The organism is Aeromonas sp. 600774, from assembly GCF_049175075.1.
Taxonomy (GTDB): domain Bacteria; phylum Pseudomonadota; class Gammaproteobacteria; order Enterobacterales; family Aeromonadaceae; genus Aeromonas; species Aeromonas veronii_A.
Genome location: NZ_JAAKUJ010000003.1, coordinates 90308 through 108022, shown reverse-complemented (window position 1 = coordinate 108022; position 17715 = coordinate 90308). Strand labels below are relative to the sequence as shown.

Annotated in this window: 15 protein-coding genes; 13 read left to right on the top strand and 2 right to left on the bottom strand. The window is 56.1% G+C overall.

Annotated elements, in window-relative coordinates; genetic code table 11:
• The first annotated feature begins 173 nt into the window (after nt 1-173).
• A complete protein-coding gene (locus G5171_RS04745) occupies nt 174-953 on the top strand; it encodes a BPSS1780 family membrane protein (RefSeq protein ID WP_005362278.1) in 780 nt (259 codons plus the stop codon).
• A 66-nt stretch (nt 954-1019) separates the two neighbouring features.
• On the opposite strand, the gene G5171_RS04740 is transcribed toward G5171_RS04745, so the two are convergent.
• A complete protein-coding gene (locus tag G5171_RS04740) occupies nt 1020-1919 on the bottom strand; it encodes a LysR family transcriptional regulator (protein ID WP_167573451.1) in 900 nt (299 codons plus the stop codon).
• A 126-nt stretch (nt 1920-2045) separates the two neighbouring features.
• On the opposite strand from G5171_RS04740, the gene G5171_RS04735 reads away from it, so the two are divergent.
• The 4 genes from G5171_RS04735 to oxyR all read left to right on the top strand — a co-directional run bounded on the left by G5171_RS04735 (nt 2046) and on the right by oxyR (nt 6480).
• Nucleotides 2046-2906 carry a Vmh family MBL fold metallo-hydrolase gene (locus G5171_RS04735; protein WP_005335035.1) on the top strand — a complete coding sequence of 287 codons (861 nt, stop codon included), beginning with the start codon at nt 2046-2048 and terminating at the stop codon, nt 2904-2906.
• Between the two features lie 75 nt (nt 2907-2981).
• Nucleotides 2982-3626 (top strand): DsbA family protein, encoded by a 645-nt coding sequence (locus G5171_RS04730; RefSeq protein WP_421259899.1) that lies wholly within the window; start codon nt 2982-2984, stop codon nt 3624-3626.
• Nucleotides 3627-3797: 171 nt separating this feature from the next.
• A complete protein-coding gene (locus G5171_RS04725; protein WP_337072439.1) occupies nt 3798-5438 on the top strand; it encodes a methyl-accepting chemotaxis protein in 1641 nt (546 codons plus the stop codon).
• Nucleotides 5439-5580: 142 nt separating this feature from the next.
• A complete protein-coding gene (gene oxyR / locus G5171_RS04720; RefSeq protein ID WP_421250658.1) occupies nt 5581-6480 on the top strand; it encodes a DNA-binding transcriptional regulator OxyR in 900 nt (299 codons plus the stop codon).
• Between the two features lie 48 nt (nt 6481-6528).
• On the opposite strand, the gene G5171_RS04715 is transcribed toward oxyR, so the two are convergent.
• The gene (locus G5171_RS04715; protein ID WP_005347929.1) at nt 6529-9000 is read right to left on the bottom strand and encodes a penicillin-binding protein 1A; all 2472 of its coding nucleotides are present in this window, start codon (nt 8998-9000) and stop codon (nt 6529-6531) included.
• A 297-nt stretch (nt 9001-9297) separates the two neighbouring features.
• Here G5171_RS04715 and tapM point away from each other — a divergent pair, with 297 nt between their 5' ends.
• The 8 genes from tapM to G5171_RS04675 all read left to right on the top strand — a co-directional run bounded on the left by tapM (nt 9298) and on the right by G5171_RS04675 (nt 17661).
• A complete protein-coding gene (tapM, locus tag G5171_RS04710; protein ID WP_421212294.1) occupies nt 9298-10359 on the top strand; it encodes a PilM family type IVa pilus assembly protein TapM in 1062 nt (353 codons plus the stop codon).
• Nucleotides 10347-10925, top strand: a complete 579-nt coding sequence (tapN, locus tag G5171_RS04705) for a PilN family type IV pilus biogenesis protein TapN (RefSeq protein WP_421250657.1) — start codon at nt 10347-10349, stop codon at nt 10923-10925. Before tapM ends, tapN begins: the two co-directional genes overlap by 13 nt.
• Nucleotides 10922-11521: a PilO family type IV pilus biogenesis protein TapO gene (gene tapO, locus G5171_RS04700; protein WP_005347920.1), complete on the top strand. Its 600-nt coding sequence runs from the start codon at nt 10922-10924 to the stop codon at nt 11519-11521. The genes tapN and tapO overlap by 4 nt, the downstream gene beginning before the upstream one ends.
• Nucleotides 11518-12051, top strand: a complete 534-nt coding sequence (locus G5171_RS04695; protein WP_288728481.1) for a pilus assembly protein PilP — start codon at nt 11518-11520, stop codon at nt 12049-12051. Before tapO ends, G5171_RS04695 begins: the two co-directional genes overlap by 4 nt.
• A 16-nt stretch (nt 12052-12067) precedes the next feature.
• Nucleotides 12068-14284, top strand: coding sequence for a type IV pilus secretin PilQ (locus tag G5171_RS04690; protein ID WP_005347911.1), 2217 nt, complete (start codon nt 12068-12070; stop codon nt 14282-14284).
• Between the two features lie 191 nt (nt 14285-14475).
• On the top strand, nt 14476-14994 hold the full coding sequence (aroK, locus tag G5171_RS04685; RefSeq protein ID WP_005347909.1) for a shikimate kinase AroK: 519 nt from the start codon (nt 14476-14478) through the stop codon (nt 14992-14994).
• 14 nt (nt 14995-15008) lie between these two features.
• A complete protein-coding gene (aroB, locus tag G5171_RS04680; protein ID WP_216978214.1) occupies nt 15009-16091 on the top strand; it encodes a 3-dehydroquinate synthase in 1083 nt (360 codons plus the stop codon).
• On the top strand, nt 16081-17661 hold the full coding sequence (locus G5171_RS04675; RefSeq protein ID WP_421259898.1) for an SPOR domain-containing protein: 1581 nt from the start codon (nt 16081-16083) through the stop codon (nt 17659-17661). The genes aroB and G5171_RS04675 overlap by 11 nt, the downstream gene beginning before the upstream one ends.
• Nucleotides 17662-17715 lie beyond the last annotated feature (54 nt).

Here is a 17715-nt window from a genome sequence, read left to right as displayed (position 1 = left end):
TGTGCCTCGTTATGGTCGGGGCAGCCAGTGGCGGGGCGTGGCTGACGCCCCTTTTGTGCATAGCTGCGTCAGGTTTTATGTCGTGGTCGGGCCGCTTCGCCATTGAGTCGCCCCCGCCCTGGCTCTAGAATCGGCTTCCGGCACTGATGCCACCGACACTCCGAGGAGACGATATGAACGGATTACCCCCTTTGCGCACCACACCGGCTCGGTACACGACAGGTCGTGGCTGGCTCTGGGTTCGCAGCGGGTTCGATATCTTCAACAAGGGGATGGGGATCAGCGTAGCCATGGTGCTGGTCTGGTTTATGGTGGGCATGCTGCTGGAGCAACTGCCGGCGGGTGGCCTTATCTCCCAGCTGCTCTACATGGTGTGGGGCGCGGGTTGGGTGGCGGTCGCCGCTCGGGGTTATCGGGGGGAGCCGCTGCAGTTTGCCGATCTCTTCGCCGGTTTTCGCCACAAGTTGACCCCGTTGATGCTAGGCGGTCTGCTGGTGTTGCTGCTGTTCAGCCTGGTGGGCCTCGTCTGTCTCGGTCTGCTCTCCATGTGGGGGCTGCTCCCGCTGCTGACGCAGGATCCCGAGAGCATGGTGGTCTCAGCCAGCCAGTTGCAACAACTGCTGCTGGTATTGCTGGTGGGGATGCTGCTCATCATTCCCGTGCTGATGGGGGTCACCTTTGCTCCGGCGCTGATCTACCACCACGATATCGGCATCATCCAGGCGGTACGGCTGAGCTTCTTCGGCTGCTGGCGCAATATGTGGCCCTTCTTCTGGTGGGGACTGCTCTCAGCCATGTTGTTGCTGTTTGGCGCTGTGCTGTTACTGGTAGGTCTGCTGGTGGTGATCCCGGCGCTCAACTACTCCATCTATGTGGCTTATCGGGATATTTTCCTGGACGAGAGTGCGCAGCCGGAAGCGCCGCACTCAGAACCATTCGGATTTGAAGCCTGATCAACTGATGAAGATGAAGAAGGGGCCCACAGCGGCCCCTTCGTTATGTTTGGGTGTGCGGAGTGCTTACTCCTGCCAGATGGGATCCGCCGCCATGCGGGCCAGCAGAAAATCGAGGAAGCTGCGCAGCAGTGGCGACATCTGCTTGCGGGTGGCATACACCCCGTAGACGCCGAGGCGCTTGGGCTGCCAGTCGGTCAGCAGGGGCACCAGTTCCCCGCGCTCCAGATAGGGTTGTGCCGAGTAGCGGGGTTGCAGGCTGATCCCGGCGCCTTCCAGCGTTGCTTCCAGCAGCAGGTTGGAGATGTTGGCGCTCAGGTTACCGCTGACCGGCACTGACTCGGGGCCATCCGGTCCATTGAACTCCCACAGGCTCTTGCCGAAGTAGGTGTAGGTGAGGCAGTTGTGCAGCGCCAAATCCTGCACCTTGTGTGGCATCGGATGACGGGCCAGATAGGCCGGGCTGGCACAGACCACCGAGTGGCAGGTGCCGAGACGGCGTGCCACCAGATTGGGGTCGAGGTCGTTGGTGATGCGCACCGCCAGATCGATCCGCTCCTCCACCAGATTGACGGTTCTGTCGAGCAGCAGAATGTCGATGGCCGTCCCCGGGTATTGCGCCAGATAGTCGTTAGCAGCCCCGACCAGCAAGGCTTCCGACAGGGAGTAGCTGCTGGTGATCCGCAGTTGTCCCTTGGGGGCGTCATCCCCCTTCACGGCGATCTGCTCCATCTCTTCGCCGAGCGCCAGCATGGCGCGGGCCCGGTTCAGCGCTTCCTCTCCCGGTCCGGTCAGACTCAGACGACGGGTGGTGCGGTGCAGCAGGCGGGCGCCCATCCAGCTCTCCAGCTCGGCCAGATAGCGCGACACCATGGCGCGCGACATATCCAGTTTCTCTCCGGCGCCGCTCAGGCTCCCCTGTTCGACTACGCTGACAAAGACCTGCAATGCGGTCAGTCGATCCATGTATGGCTCTCTATATGTTCGATATGTGCAACAGTGATGCGCTTTTTATGCTGTATTTGCACCTTAAGTGATCCAATACACTGTGTCCATCAAATGACCCCCCGAATACTTAATGAGGAATAGATGATGAACAACACCCTGATCCGCAACTTGACTCTGGCGACCACCCTGTTGAGTGGCGCCGCACTGGCCGCCCCCCTGAGCGTGACCGTCTACAACCCTGGCGAGAAGGCGATCTTCCCGGTCTCCTCCTCACTGGTGACCGGTGACAAAGAGGCCATCCTGATCGATGCCCAGTTCGACGTGCAAAATGGTCAGGCGCTGGTCGACATGATCAAGAAGAGCGGCAAGAAGCTGACCACTGTCTATATCAGTGCCGGTGACCCCGACTTCTACTTCGGTCTGGAGCCCGTCATGGCTGCGTTCCCGGATGTCAAAGTGCTGGCTGACCAGCATGTGGTTGACCATATCAACCAGACCAAGGATGCCAAGCTGAGTTACTGGAGCCCGATCCTCGGCAAGGGCGCACCGAAGAGCCTGACCGTGCCGCAAGTGATGACTGCCAGCCACCTGACATTGGATGGCGAGAAGATTGAGATCAAAGAGATGAATACCCCGAATGCCTACCTCTGGGCCCCTTCCATCAAGACTGCTTTTGGTGGTGTGCCGGTTTATCACGGGGTGCATGTCTGGATGGCAGACAGCCAGACCAAAGCAGCCCGCAGCAACTGGGTCAAGGCGCTGGACAACCTGCTGGCCCTGAAACCCGAGCGCGTGGTTCCGGGCCACTTCCTGGGGACTGCTCCCAAAGGCACTGCGGCTGTGACCTTTACCCGTGACTATGTAGAGCGTTTCGAGCAGGAGCTGGCCAAGGCAAAAAATTCCGGCGAGCTGATCGAGGCTCTGAAGAAGGCCTACCCGGCGCTGCCGGTTGACGATGGTCTGGCCATCGGTGCCAAGGTCAATACCGGCGAGATGAAGTGGTAAGCCACTGAGCCTGCTTTCCCTGTGTTTTTTTACCGGGCTTCAGGGCCCGGTTTTTTATCCAAGATTGAAGTGAGAATGAAGATGAGCGAACAACAAACTACCCTCCATTATGTCTATGACCCGCTCTGTGGCTGGTGCTACGGTGCCGCGCCCCTGTTGCAGGCGGCAGCCACCCTTGACGGGCTCAAGATCGAGCTGCATGCGGGTGGCCTCTGGCTGGGCAGCCGCCGTCAGCCTATGGGCGAGGCATTGCGTGATTATGTGCGCCCCCATGATCAGCGGATCGAGGCGCTGACCGGCCAGCATTTTGGCGAGCGCTACTTTAACGAACTGCTGCTGCGCGAAGGGTGTCTGCTGGACTCCGAGCCGCCGATCCGTGCGGTTTTGGCCGTCACGGCCTTGGGGGGGGATGGGTTGGCTATGTTGCACCGGATCCAGCAATCCCACTATCGGGCCGGGATCTGGATTGGTGAGCCGGCATTTCTCGCCACTCTGGCGGTAGAGCAGGGGATTGCAGCCGAGGCATTTCAGCAAGCTTATCTGCAGGCCCCCTTGCTGCAACATCTGGCAGATAGCCAGGGCTGGATGAAGCGGCTGGGGGGTCAGGGTTATCCCACCCTTGGGCTGATGCACAAGGGGCGGGTCACGCCTGTACGGGTTGCCGATTTTCTGGGGGAGCCGGATGCTCTGCGCACGCATCTGCTGGCGCTAATCACATGATGGCTGTTATTTGAACACTGGTTCGCTTCAGGAAAGGTGTCCAGGGCCGATAGGCAAACAAGCACAGAAACGGTATGAAATCCTTCTGCTTTCTGGGTGCAGGCTATGCTCTATATGACCATTCCCGGTGGATGTTGCGGGAGTGAAGACTCATTTCAAGGAAGCCCTTATATGTTCAAAAACATGTCCATCGGCCAGAAACTGAGTGCCGGATTTGCCATCCTGGCCTTGTTGGTACTGGGCTTGGCCTGGTTTTCAATCAGCCAGCTGGCAAAGCTCTATGGTGATACCGAAACCATAACAGGTAATTTGCTGCCTTCTACTCGTCTGGCGAGCCAGATGCATGTCGCCGTGCTGGATGCGCGTCGTTCAGAGTTGGCCCAGGTCATCGGTGGCCTGAACAAGGATGAGCAAGAGGTAAGCGATCGCACCCTGACCTTCAATAAGGCTAAGCAGGAATTTGAGCAAGCAGCCCAAAAATATGGTGCTTTACCTTTCACTACTGGTGAAGAGAAGCAGGTTTATGAGCAGGTGGTTGCGGCGGGGGCCAAGTATTTTTCGGTGCATGACCAGCTGCTAAATGCCTTTGCTGCTGGCGATCTGGATAAAGTCAGAAGTCTGCGCAAAAACGAGACTCGTGCCGCATTGGAAGAGGTTGGTGCCAAGTCTTATCGTTTGCGGGAGATCAATAACGAGATTGCCGATGAGATGGTGAAAGACATTGCGGCCATGTATAGCAATGCCAGAACCATGAGCATTATTGTCAGCCTAGTGACGCTGGGTTTTGTGGTGGTGATTGCCTGGCTGTTGACCGCCCAGATCCGCAATCCGGTGATGGCCCTTCTGGAGCAGACTCGCCGTGTCTCCTCCGGCGATCTTACATCCCGCATCGATATGCAGCAGTTCAACAATGATGAACTGGGCACCCTTGCCAAAGGGTTTGGCGAGATGCAGACCAATTTGCGCACCCTGGTCAGTGAAGTCTCGGGCTCAGTGGTGCAACTGAGTTCGGCCACCGAAGAGATGAGCTCGGTAGCAAGGCAGTCAGCGGCCAACATGAGTGCCCAGCAGCATGAACTTAATCAGCTGGCAACCGCGATGAACGAGATGCAGGCCACGGTGCAGGAGGTTTCTCGCAACACCAGCGATGCCGCCAGTGCCGCCACCTCGGCCAGCGAAACCGCAGAGATTGGGGCCAAGACTGTTAATGACTCTATTTTGCGCATCGAGCGGGTGGCAGGGGCCATCGAGAGCACTGCAGTGGTGATCCGGCAACTGGGCGATGATAGCCGCAATATCGGCATGGTGCTGGAGGTGATCCGCGGCATTGCCGAACAGACCAACCTGCTGGCATTGAACGCGGCCATTGAAGCGGCCCGTGCCGGTGAGCAGGGACGGGGGTTTGCGGTGGTGGCTGATGAGGTGCGTACGCTGGCCAAGCGCACTCAGGACTCCACCTCCCAGATCAATACCATCATTGCCGAGTTGCAGCAGCGTGCCGAACAGGCGGGCAGTACCATGCAACAGAGTCAGGAGCTGATGAACACCACTGTAGCTACCGCTCGGGAGGCGGGAGAGTCCATTTCCCAGATCAGTGGCTCGGTCAGCAGCATCTCCCACATGAATATCCAGATTGCGACAGCCACCGAAGAGCAGGGGGCGGTGAGTGAGGAGCTCAACCGCAACGTGGTCAATATCAGCCACGCCTCCGAAGAGGTGGCGGCCGGTGCCACCCAGATGGCTCAAGCTTGCAACGAGTTGAACCATTTGGCCAGCCAGTTGCAGGATATGGTGCGCCGTTTCAGGGTGTAATCCCTTGTCGAGTCAAACAGCCCGATTGCCGCGAGGTGATCGGGCTTTGTTATTTCCGAGGGCCAGAGCGAGCCGATGACTTGTTCCGCCGGGTGATATTGTGCATGCTGATGGCCCATTTTCCAGGCAGGACTCTTGCTGTATGAATCTTCGCGATCTCGAATATCTGGTGGCGCTGGATGAGGAAAAACATTTTCGCAAAGCCGCCGAACGCTGCTTTGTCAGTCAACCTACCCTGAGTGGTCAGCTGCGCAAGCTGGAGGATGAACTCGGTGTCATTCTGATCGAACGTACCTCGCGCAAGGTGCTGTTTACCCCGGCTGGCGATGCCATGGCTCATCAGGCGCGTCGGGTGCTCAAGGAGGTGCGTGAGCTCAAGAGCATCGGCCAGCATTTTTCCGAGCCGATGTCCGGGGAGATCCATATCGGCTTTATTCCGACTGTGGGCCCTTATCTGTTGCCCCGCATTATCCAGGCCCTGCGTGAGCGTTTCCCCCAGCTGGAGTTCTACCTCTATGAGGAGCAAACCCAGACCCTGCTCAAGCGGCTGGAAGAGGGGGAGCTGGATTGCATCATTCTGGCCGAGATGCCGGGGATGGAGGGGTTTGGTTCAATCCAGCTCTACCACGAGCCGATGTGGTTGGCGGTGCCTTGCCATCACCCCGAAGCACAGGCCAGACAGGTGCCGCTCGGCAATCTCAAGGGCAAGAAATTGCTGATGCTGGCCGATGGCCACTGTTTGCGGGATCAGGCGATGGGATTCTGTTTTGCTGGTGGGATAGGTGAAGATCAGCGCTTCAAGGGTACCAGTCTCGAGACCCTGCGCAACATGGTAGCTGCCGGTAGCGGCATGACTCTGGTACCAAAGCTGGCCGTACCTGCCGATCATGATGAGGGAGGAGTCAGTTATCGACCCGTGGTCGACCCGGTGCCAGGGCGGACTATCTCGCTGCTCTATCGCCACTACTCGGTGCGTCGCCCTTGTTTCAACGAGTTGGCGGCCACGATCACTACATTGATGCGCAAGCAGTTGGCCCAATAAAAAACCGGCAGCCAAGGCTGCCGGTTCTGCTTCTGCCGCAAAAGCGACCTAGAAGATATCGTCGGTAGAGACAGGCCCTTCCATATCTGGGTTGTCGCCGCCGTAGACCTGATTGCCGTCCGAGCTGGGCGCAGCGTAACGGGTCGGCTCAGTACCTTCCTTGAAGTATTCGTCGGTGCCACCACTGGTCGCCAGCAGGCCTGTTTCGCTGTCAATCTTCACCGTCATGATCCCCTCGGGAACCGGCATCTTGTGCTCCGGTAGCTTTTTGAGAGCGACTTTCATGAAGTCGATCCAGATAGGCTGTGCGGCGCCACCACCAAATTCGGCACGACCAAGGCCACGTTGGTGGTTGTCAAAACCGATCCAGGAAGTAGCGACTATGTCCGGGGTGTAGCCGGAGAACCAGGCATCCCGCGATTCGTTGGTGGTACCGGTTTTACCGGAGATGTCGTGACGCTTCAGGTCGCGGGCTGCACGCCAGCCGGTACCACGCCAGCCGTTGCCACCCCAGATGGCTGTGCTCAGGGTGTCGGTGATCAGGAATGCGCTCTGGGCACTTATGGTATGCGGGGCTATGAGCGGTGCGAGAGGAGTCTGAGAGCCATCTTGTGCTGTGCCATCAACAGTTGGCTGTGACTGTGTGCTCTGTTCGGACGCCGTCTGCTGTTCGCAATTGCTGCAGGCGATGGCGGGATTGGCCTGATAGAGGGTGTTCTCCAGGCTGTCGGTCACTTTGTCGATGAAATATGGTGTCACCAGGAAGCCACCGTTGGCCAGTACCGAGTAACCACGTACCACCTCGAGGGGGGTGAATTCGGCAGCGCCCAGTGCCAGCGACTCATGGGGAGAGATGAAGTCGCGAGGGAAGCCAAAGCGGGTCAGACCATCTATATAGGTATCCAGACCGATGGCGCGCATCAGTCGAACCGACATCACGTTCTTGGACTTGGCCAGACCCAGACGCAGCGGGGTGGGACCATCATAAACGGCCGGGGAGTTCTTGGGCTGCCACATGGGCCCTTTTGACGGATCCCACTGGTTGATCGGCGCATCGTTGATGAGCGACGCCAAGGTATAGCCGTGCTCCAGCGCGGTCGCATAAAGGAAAGGCTTGATATTGGAACCAATCTGGCGACGAGCTTGATCGACCCGGTTGAATTTGGAGAGCTCAAAGCTGAACCCCCCGACCAGTGCTTCCAGTGCCCCATTTTTCGGATTCATGGCAACCAGCGCGGCGTTGACGTCCGGGATTTGGGACAGCAGCAACTCTTCGCCCTCTTCCCGCACCCAGATCTGGGCGCCGACTTTTAGTACATCGCGCGCCGATTTCGGGGCATAGCTCTGACGGTCGTCGGTAATAAAGGAGCGGGCCCATTTAATGCCGTTCCAGCCGAGCTCTGCTTCCTTGCCATTTTTCAGTACCAGCGTTGCGCTCCGGTCACCGAGCTTGGTCACGACCGCCGCCATCAGCGGATCATAAGTGGGCTGCTTGCCAAGGTGGGCCACGATCTGTTCGTAATCCCAGGCTGACTCACCAGCCTTCCACAACTGAGCCGTCGGGCCACGATAGCCGTGACGCATATCGTAGGCAAAGACGCCATCCAGCAGCGCCTGTCTGGCCGCCCGCTGGCGTTCGGCAGAGACGGTAGTATAGACGTGCAGGCCCATGGTGTAGGCATCTTCACCGAACTGCTCGACCATCTTCTGGCGAACCATTTCCCCCAGATAGGGGGCGTGCAGGGTCACTTCGGCGCCGTGAAAACGGGCCTTGATCGGCATTTTGGAGGCTTCGTCAAATTGGGCCTGGGTGATCTTGCCGGTCTCCAGCATCCGGCCCAGCACAACGTTGCGGCGAGCAAAGGCGCGTTCGGGGGAGCGGATGGGGTTGAGCATGGAGGGGGCTTTGGGCAGACCGGCAATGATGGCGATCTCGTCCAGCCCCAGATCCTTGACCTCTTTACCAAAATAAACCTGAGCCGCAGCACCGATCCCGAAGGAGCGATAACCGAGAGGGATCTTGTTGAGGTAGAGTTCGAGGATCTCGTCTTTCGAGAGATTCTGCTCGATCCGCCAGGCCAGAAAGACCTCCTTGATCTTGCGGATGATGGTTTTCTCATTACTCAGGAAGAAGTTGCGGGCAACCTGCTGGGTGATGGTACTCGCGCCCTGACGGGCATGGCCAGATACGGCCCAGACGGAGGCTGCGCGAATGATGCCGATGGGGTCAATGCCAGGGTGTTCATAGAAGCGGGCATCTTCGGTTGCCAGTACTGCATCGATCATTGGCTGGGGGATTTCATCCAGGCGCAACGGAATGCGACGGATTTCGCCATATTGGGCGATCAACTCCCCATCTCTGCTGTAGACCCGCATCGGGGTTGCCAGTTTGACATCACGCAGTGCGGTGACATCGGGCAGTTGGGGTTTTATATAGAAGTAGATACCGATGAGGCTGGCAACACCCAGCACAGCACCCAGCATCATGACAATAAACAGGCGAACGAGCCATTTCAGCATGGAAGAACTACCAATCGTCTTAAATTTAGCCAACGGGCGCAGAGTATAGCCCTTTTGCCATCTGGAATTCGAGGTTTTCCTGTGGCAAGTCACCCATCGACAGGATGCGAGAGGTTAGCACTACGCTGAGCAATAACCAAGGTGCCGCCTTCATCTCAAGAAAGCGAGGTGGGTCACTTTTCGGTATAAACTTTATGACATTGATAGTTAGAGCATTTAGGATGGGTCAAGCTCTCATATGATAGAGTGTCCTACACTCAATTCAGGTATAAAACCCAATAACGCATGGATGTGTATATGTTTGGGCTATTTAATAAGGGATCCCTCCTCCCCCTGGCGGGCATTGATTTCGGTAGCCAGACCATCAAGGCCGTTACGCTCAGTGGCCGTCCCGGCAAGCTGCATATTGAATCTGTAGCCGAGGTTGTCACCCCGAAAGGAACACTGGTTGACTACCAGCTGCAGGATATCGAGCGGGTCAGCCCATCTTTGAAAAACCTCAAGCGTCTTATCTCTGGCCATAGCGATTATGCAGCGACTGCAGTGACTGGTTCCAACGTGATCACCAAGGTAATTCAGATTGATGCCCGTCTCGGTGACAAGGAGTTGGAGAGCCAGGTGCAGCTGGAGGCCGAGCAGATCATTCCCTTCCCCCTTGATGAAGTCAGTCTCGATTTTGAGGTGCTGGGCACCAATGCCAGTGAAGATCGTCAGGATGTTCTGCTGAGTGCCGCTCGAACAGAGAGTGTCAATGGTCGTGTCAGTGCCCTCGCTGAGGCAGGCATTGCCGTCAAGGTAGTCGATGTGGGGGCACATGCACTTGGACGAGCCGTAGTGGCCTGTTTGCCCGAGTTGCAGGAGAGTGAGCGACCGATCGGAGTGATCGACATTGGTGCCAGTGCCATGACTTTCGCCGCCTTGGTTAAGGGGGAGGTGATCTACTCTCGATTGCAGAATTTCGGCGGTGATCAATATAGCCAGGCCATCTCATCCTTTTATGGCATGACCCTTGATGAGGCTGAACAAGCCAAGACCAAAGGTACTTTACCTGTTGACCATGAGCTGGACGTGCTGATGCCACATATCAACTCGCTCCTACAACAGGTGCGGCGTAATATCCAGCTGTTTTGCAGCTCGTCAGGCTACCGCGATATTGCCAAGTTGGTGCTGACCGGGGGTGGTAGTTTACTACCTGGCTTGTTGGTGCAAATAAAAGAAGAAGCCAATTGCGAGGTACTTCATCCGGATTTGTTCACCCTGTTTGGAAAACCGAAAGGGAACGCAGACCTGGTACATGGAGCTAAATATATGACGGCATTCGGGTTGGCTCTGAGGAGTTTTACACCATGTCAAATATAAACCTTCTCCCTTGGCGCGAGGCCCGGGCTCAGCGTCAAAAGAAACAGTTCGGAGCCCTGCTTGGGCTTTTCGTGTTGGTCACTGTCGCACTGAGTCTCTTTGCCAACTGGCTGGTCGAGCGCCAGATTACCGCCCAGCAGCAGCGCAATCAGCGGTTGGTTCAGGAGATGACCATCCTCGATGCGCAATTAGGTGAGATTCGTTTGCTCAAGGAGCGTCGCAAAGAGCTGATCGATAGGATGCAGCTTATCGAACATCTACAGATGCGGAGGAATGTGCCTGTTCGCCTCTTTAACCAGCTCCCCTCTCTGGTACCCAATGGGGTTTATCTTAATACCCTCTCATTGCAAAACAACATTATCGATGTCAATGGCAAGACAGAAGCTTATGGCCGAGTGGCCAGCATGATGCGTCGAATCGATGGCTCCGGTTGGTTGGGGCAGTCAAAAATCAGCACAATTTTTGCATCAGAGGTCTCACCGGTATCGTTGAGCCAATTCTCGATGATGTTCCTGATTGCCAGTAACGCCGCGGCTGCCGGGGATATGGCCAAGGAGAGCAAATGAATCTTCAGCAACTCAACGAGCTTGATCTGAATGACATCGCGAGCTGGCCAAAATGGGCTAAAGCGGTCTTTATCCTGCTGTGCTGTGTATTGACTGGTGGTGCTATTTATTACTATGTGATAGCCAATTCATTGGGCAATCTGACTAACGAGAGTGCCAGAGAGACAGAGCTGAAAAGTCAGTTTGAAAGCAAGGCGATGCTGGCAGCTAACCTGGGAGCCTACAAGGCACAAATGATCCAGCTCGAGCAGTTGGTCGATACTCAGCTTAAACAACTCCCAAATACCCATGAGGTTGCCGGCTTGCTTGACGATATCAGCTTTATTGCCACCGATAATGGCTTGAAACTGAATCGCATCAACTGGGAACCAGAAGTCAAGCACGAATTTTCTACCGAACTGCCTATGAGGATCGAGGTAGTGGGTGATTATCATCAGATAGGCAAATTTACAGCAGATATGGCGGCCTTGCCTCGTATCGTTATTCTCGACTCCTTTACCTTGAGTCAGAGCAAGGATCCAGGAGACCTGATTTCTATGTCGATGCTTGCCAAAACATATAAGTACAATGGTAAAACAGTGGAGCAGAAACAATGAGACGCATCTGCTGCTTGTTACCTGCTCTCTTGCTGGCGGCGTGTGGTGGTCAGGAGGAGATGGATTCCTATATTGCCCAAATCAAGGCAAGACCTCCTGTGCCGATTGAACCGTTACCCCAGTTGAAACCGTTTTCCCCCATGCACTATCAACAACGTGACCTGCGTAGCCCTTTCATGATGCCTCAACCAGAAGCAAGTGTCGGACGAGCGAATGCCTCCCAAGTGAAACCTGATTGCGCGCAGGTTATGATGGACAGAGAAAAAGAGGTGCTGGAAAACTACTCCCTCGCCAGCTTGTCAATGCATGGCTCTTTGGGCAAGGCCGGGCAGTTGTGGGCCCTGATCAGCACACCCGATGGAAAATCCATACGGGTCGGGCTCAACCAGTATATGGGGCTCGATCAGGGGCGAGTCATCAAGATTACTCCTACGGCTGTGGATTTGCTGGAAACCATTCCGGATGGAAAGGGGTGCTGGGTAACAAGAGAAACCCAGTTGGCGATGGCCAATATGCAAGAAAAACAATAATCAGGGACGAACAGCAATGAGAACAACCATAGACAGTCTAACAAAAGTGGCTTTGCTGTTTTGCGCCAGTGCCTTCAGCCAGGCTTGGGCAGTGGCAACCTTGCAAGAGATAAAAGTTAATCCATTGTTGGCAGATCAGTTGCAATTGGAGCTCAGCTTCAGCGAGCCTGTGAGTGGCTTTACCGATCGCCTCTCTTATCAACCTAATCAGCTTCTGCTGCATGTGCCTGGAGCCGTGGGGGCGCTCAAGGTAAATCCGCTGCCTATTCAGCGTCAGGGGGTAGACAATATTAAGGTGGAAGGGAAGGGGGCTGGCCTTGACATCAAAATTGCGCTCGATCAGCTGGCTCCCTATCAGGTTCAGCAGCAGGGTAACAAGTTGCTGGTTTCCCTGGGGGATGGGACCTCATCTGCCCTGAATAATGGTGATAGTGCTCTGATTGCTCCTGCTGTAACAGCGTCCTCTGCAATGCTGGCCACACCAGCACCCTCGGCACTACTCAATTCTCAGGTAGTTGCCAAGTCACTACCTGTGACACCTGTCAGCTCCCCTGTTGCTACTCCTACCGCCAGTAAACCATTGCTCAGCAACTATCAGAACGGTGGGAGTGGAGCCTATTTCAACTCGGTGACTGGGGTGGATTTTCGTCGTGGCAAGGATGGCCAGGGGGAGTTTCTGGTCACGCTGGACAACAGCTCGGCTGCCGTCGATGTGAGCAGCCGCGGCCAGACCGTACTAGCCAAGTTTCATGGCACTAGGGTGCCCGATGGTTTGCTTAATCTGATCAACGTGCAGGATTTTGCAACGCCGGTCTCTCAGGTTGAGGTGTCTCGACAAGGCAGTGACACTCTATTTGAACTGTCGGTTAATGGTCAATTTGATTACCGTTACGATCAGGCCGATAAACTTTTCATTATCGAGGTGAAAAAACGTCAGGCGGCATCGGCGTCCTCAAGGCAGTACCAAGGAAAGCCTATCTCATTGAACTTCCAGGATATTCCAGTCCGTACTGTGCTGCAGCTTATCGCAGATTTCAACAACCTCAATCTGGTGACCACCGACTCTGTAGCCGGCAATCTGACATTACGACTGGATGGTGTGCCCTGGGAGCAGGCGCTTGACATCATTTTGAAAGTACGTGGTCTGGATAAGCGGCTTGATAACAACATCCTGCTGGTTGCTCCGGCTGAAGAGATTGCGGCACGGGAGAAACAGCAGTTAGAGAGCCGTAATCAGGTGGCCGATTTGGCCCAGTTATATACCGAATACTTGCAGATTAACTATGCAAAAGCATCCGAAGTAGCTGCTCTGCTCTCATCCGAGAGTACCAAGTTGCTGTCGCCACGTGGCGCGGTGAGTGTGGATGAGCGCACCAACGTGTTGGTGGTCAAAGATACGGCTGAAGTGATCAGCAGCATCAAGCGGATGCTCGATATTCTGGATATTCCGGTCAAGCAGGTCGTCATTGAAGCACGCATGGTGACCATCGACGACGGTTTTGATGAGGCGCTTGGCGTGCGTTGGGGGGTGACCAAGAATGATGGACATGGTAATAGCACGTCCGGCTCTATTGAGGGGAATGATGGCTCAGGTAATAACAACGGCGGTTCGGCTATCAATCCCCGGCCATCAGCTGACGATCGGTTGAACGTCAACCTGCCGGTGACCAATGCTGCCGGTACTTTGGCATTCCAGGTTGCCCGTCTGGCTGATGGCACCTTGCTGGATCTCGAGTTGTCGGCGCTGGAAAAAGAGAGCAAGGCCGAGATTATCGCCAGTCCGAGGGTGACCACGGCTAATCAGAAACCGGCATTGATTGAACAGGGTACCGAGATCCCCTATGTGGAGTCCTCTTCCAGTGGTGCAACCTCGGTCACCTTCAAGAAGGCAGTGCTGAGCCTGAAGGTTACACCGCAGATCACCCCTGACAATCGTGTGATTCTCGACCTGACCGTCACCCAGGATACCAAGGGCGAAACCGTACCGACCGGTACCGGTGATGCGGTTTCCATCAATGCTCAGTCCATCACGACACAGGTGCTGGTGAACAATGGTGAGACTCTGGTACTCGGCGGCATCTATCAGCAGACTATCAAAAGTGATGTGACCAAGGTGCCTTTGCTGGGCGATATACCCGGATTGGGGGCCCTGTTTCGCAAGACCACCAGCGAGAACAAAAAGCGGGAATTGCTGATTTTCGTGACCCCCAAGATAGTCACCGACGCCTTCTGAAGGCTTTACATGTGAAGGTAAAACACATATAACCTTACGCCCCAATGAGGTTGGGGCGTAAGGGCTGCGGTTGCCAGTCCCGATATCTATTGAGATAATCCCCCTCCTGATCCATCGCAAGATAAGGTTCATAGGTACCCCGATCCAGTATTCATCGGGGTCGTACAGTTTGTAATTACTAACGAAAAAACATGGCTGAGAAACGCAATATTTTCCTGATAGGTCCCATGGGTGCGGGCAAGAGCACCATAGGTAGACATCTGGCAGAACAACTGCATATGGAGTTTTTCGACTCAGATCATGAGATTGAGCGCCGCAGTGGTGCCGATATCGGCTGGGTGTTTGATGTTGAAGGCGAAGAGGGTTTCCGTATTCGCGAAGAGAAGGTGATCAGCGAATTGTCTGAGCAGCAGGGTATCGTGCTGGCAACCGGTGGTGGTGCCATCAAGAGCCGGGAAACCCGCAACAAGTTGTCTGCTCGTGGCATCGTGGTCTACCTCGAAACCACCATTGAAAAGCAGTTGGCGCGCACACAGCGAGACAAACGCCGTCCTCTGCTACAGACCGAAGAGCCGCCGCGTGAGGTGCTTGAGCGTTTGGCACAAGAGCGCAACGCCCTTTATGAAGAAGTGGCTGACTTTGTTATCCAGACAGATGATCAAAGCGCAAAGATCGTTGCCAATCAGATTGTGAAGCTGATCGGTATGTAATCAAGAGGACGTCCATGGAACGGTTGAAGGTTGAACTGGGTGAGCGCAGCTATGCTATCGAGATAGCTGCCGGGTTGTTGCAGCGCCCCGAGGCGCTGGGATCGACCATCAAAGGCAGGCGGGTGATGATAGTGACCAACACGGTCGTTGCCCCGCTCTATCTTGAACGGGTAATGGCACTGCTGTCCGGTTTTCAGGTTGAATCCCTGATCCTGCCTGACGGTGAGGCATACAAGAACCTGGCGACCATTGAGCGGATCATGTCTGCTCTGCTTGAAACCAACCATGGGCGTGATACCACCCTCATCGCTCTGGGGGGCGGTGTGATCGGGGATGTGGTGGGCTTTGCGGCAGCAAGCTATCAACGTGGCATTCCTTTTATCCAGATCCCGACCACCCTGCTCTCCCAGGTTGACTCCTCTGTCGGCGGTAAAACCGCTGTCAACCACCCCCTCGGCAAGAACATGATTGGGGCTTTTTATCAGCCCAAACAAGTTGTTATCGATACCGAATGTCTGAGTACCTTGCCAGCCCGCGAATTTGCCGCGGGGATGGCCGAGGTGATCAAGTACGGCATCATTTGGGATGCTGATTTCTTCAGCTGGCTGGAGCAGAACATGGTGCGTCTGCAACAGCTGGAATCTGCCGCGCTGGTCTACGCCATCAAACGTTGCTGCGAGATCAAAGCCGATGTGGTCGGTCAGGATGAGACCGAGCACGGCATCCGTGCGCTGCTCAATCTGGGTCACACCTTTGGTCATGCTATCGAGGCCGAGCAGGGGTATGGCAACTGGCTGCACGGTGAAGCAGTATCCGCCGGCACCATGCTGGCAGCCTGGACTGCGCAGGCCCGTGGCGATATGAGCGAAGAGGACGTCGCGCGAGTGCGCGCCCTGCTGCTGGCCGCCAATCTGCCCATTCATGCGCCTGCCGAGATGGATTTCGCCGCCTTTATTCGCCATATGCGCCGTGACAAGAAGGTGCTGGAAGGCAAGCTGCGTCTGGTGTTGCCGGTTGGCATCGGCCATGCGCAGGTGGTGGGGGATGTGTCCGATGCCGAGTTGCTGGCGGTGATCGAGTCTGGTCGTGACGAATAAACTGCTAAAACTTCCTTCCCAGCGGCAGCTGGTTGACCGGCTGCTGCATCTGATTGAATTCAATCACCCTTTCATTTTTCTATCCGGTAAACCCGGTTGTGGTCGCGGTACGCTGTGCGAATCCCTGCTCGGCGTGTTACCGGAAAAAGTGCGGGTGGTAAGCCTGATCGGTACGCCTGCCATGAAGATGGTGGATGTGCGCCAGCTGTTGCTACCACAGGTGGTGGCGCGCCCGCTCTTCAATCCACAGGATGCGCTGGCGGAGAGCTTCTTTCGCATGCTGGAGGGGAGCAAGCCTGCCACCCTGTTGCTACTGATAGAGCGTGCCGACCAGTTGCCGGCCGACCTGCTGGGAGAGTTGTGGGCGATCATCCGTCATAACGATACTCTGGCGGCGCCCCATCAGCTGGCCATTATCGTCTCGGGCAGTGACGTCTGGTGTCGTACCCAACGGCCGCAGCTCAAAGGGCGTGCCATGCCAGCCCTTGAGCTGGAAGTGCCGCCCCTGAGCCCGCCCGAGCAGCGCATCTTCTTGTATGAGAAAGCCAAAGAGCTCAAGATCCCGGCGACCCTCTTGCCCAAGCCGCAAGTGGAGGAGATCCTGAAAACGGCGAATGGACATCCGTCCACCATCATGCAGTTACTGGAGGATATCATGACCGACAGAAGGCCCAAGAAGCGTCAGGCGGAGTTGCCTGTCAAGAAGATTGCCACCGCTATCGCGCTGGTCGCTGGCGGCCTGCTGGCTTTGAGCTACCTGCTACCTGCGCTGTTTGACAATGAAAGCAAACCGGCGCTGCAGGATCCGGCGCAGAACACGGCATTGCCGATCCCGGTAGCGGGAGGCGATCCCCTCACCGCAGGCGGTTCGAATACCGATACCGCTGCACAAGGCGCGCAAAACCGCGATGCAGCCAGTAATCCCAATGGGGTTGTGAAGGATTGGCAGCCTGAGGCGAAAGTGCTGCCCAAATCGGTGGAGAGCGAAACCGTTACCACCGAATCAACCAATTACGAAGGGCGTCGGGTGGTGATCTCCGACGAGGTCGTGCAAAAGCTGATGACCGAACCCAAGGTGAGCGGCGCTCTGCCTACTGACGTGGTGGACGAGCTGACCGGCAAGAACCCGAGTGGCACAGCCCCCAGTGGTGCAATCGCAACCACGGCGCCAGCCAGTACCGCCAAAGCACAGAATCCGGCGACAACCGCAACGCCTGCTGCTACCTCCAAAACCGCCAGCAATGAGCCGGTTGCCGCGCCAGCACCCAAAGTGGCCCTGACACCGGTCGCCACCTTGAACAAGAAGCCGCGCAACCACTACAGCGTTCAGCTGATGGGGGCGAGCAACACCAAGGCGGTGGATCAATTTGTCGCCGAGCATGGTCTGGCGGGTAAGGTATGGGTCTATCAAACCAAATTCCGTGGCAGCCCCTGGTACGTGGTGCTGCAAGGGGATTATGCCGGTCTGACCCAGGCCAAGAGTGCCATTCGCAAGCTTCCGCCAGCCTTGCTGAAAGGCCAGCCCTGGCCCAAGTCGTTTGCACAGGTACAAAAAGAGCTGAAGCAATAGCCTTGATACCGGATAAGGGGGTAGAATCGTCCCCCTTTTTGGGTCTTGCCTTCT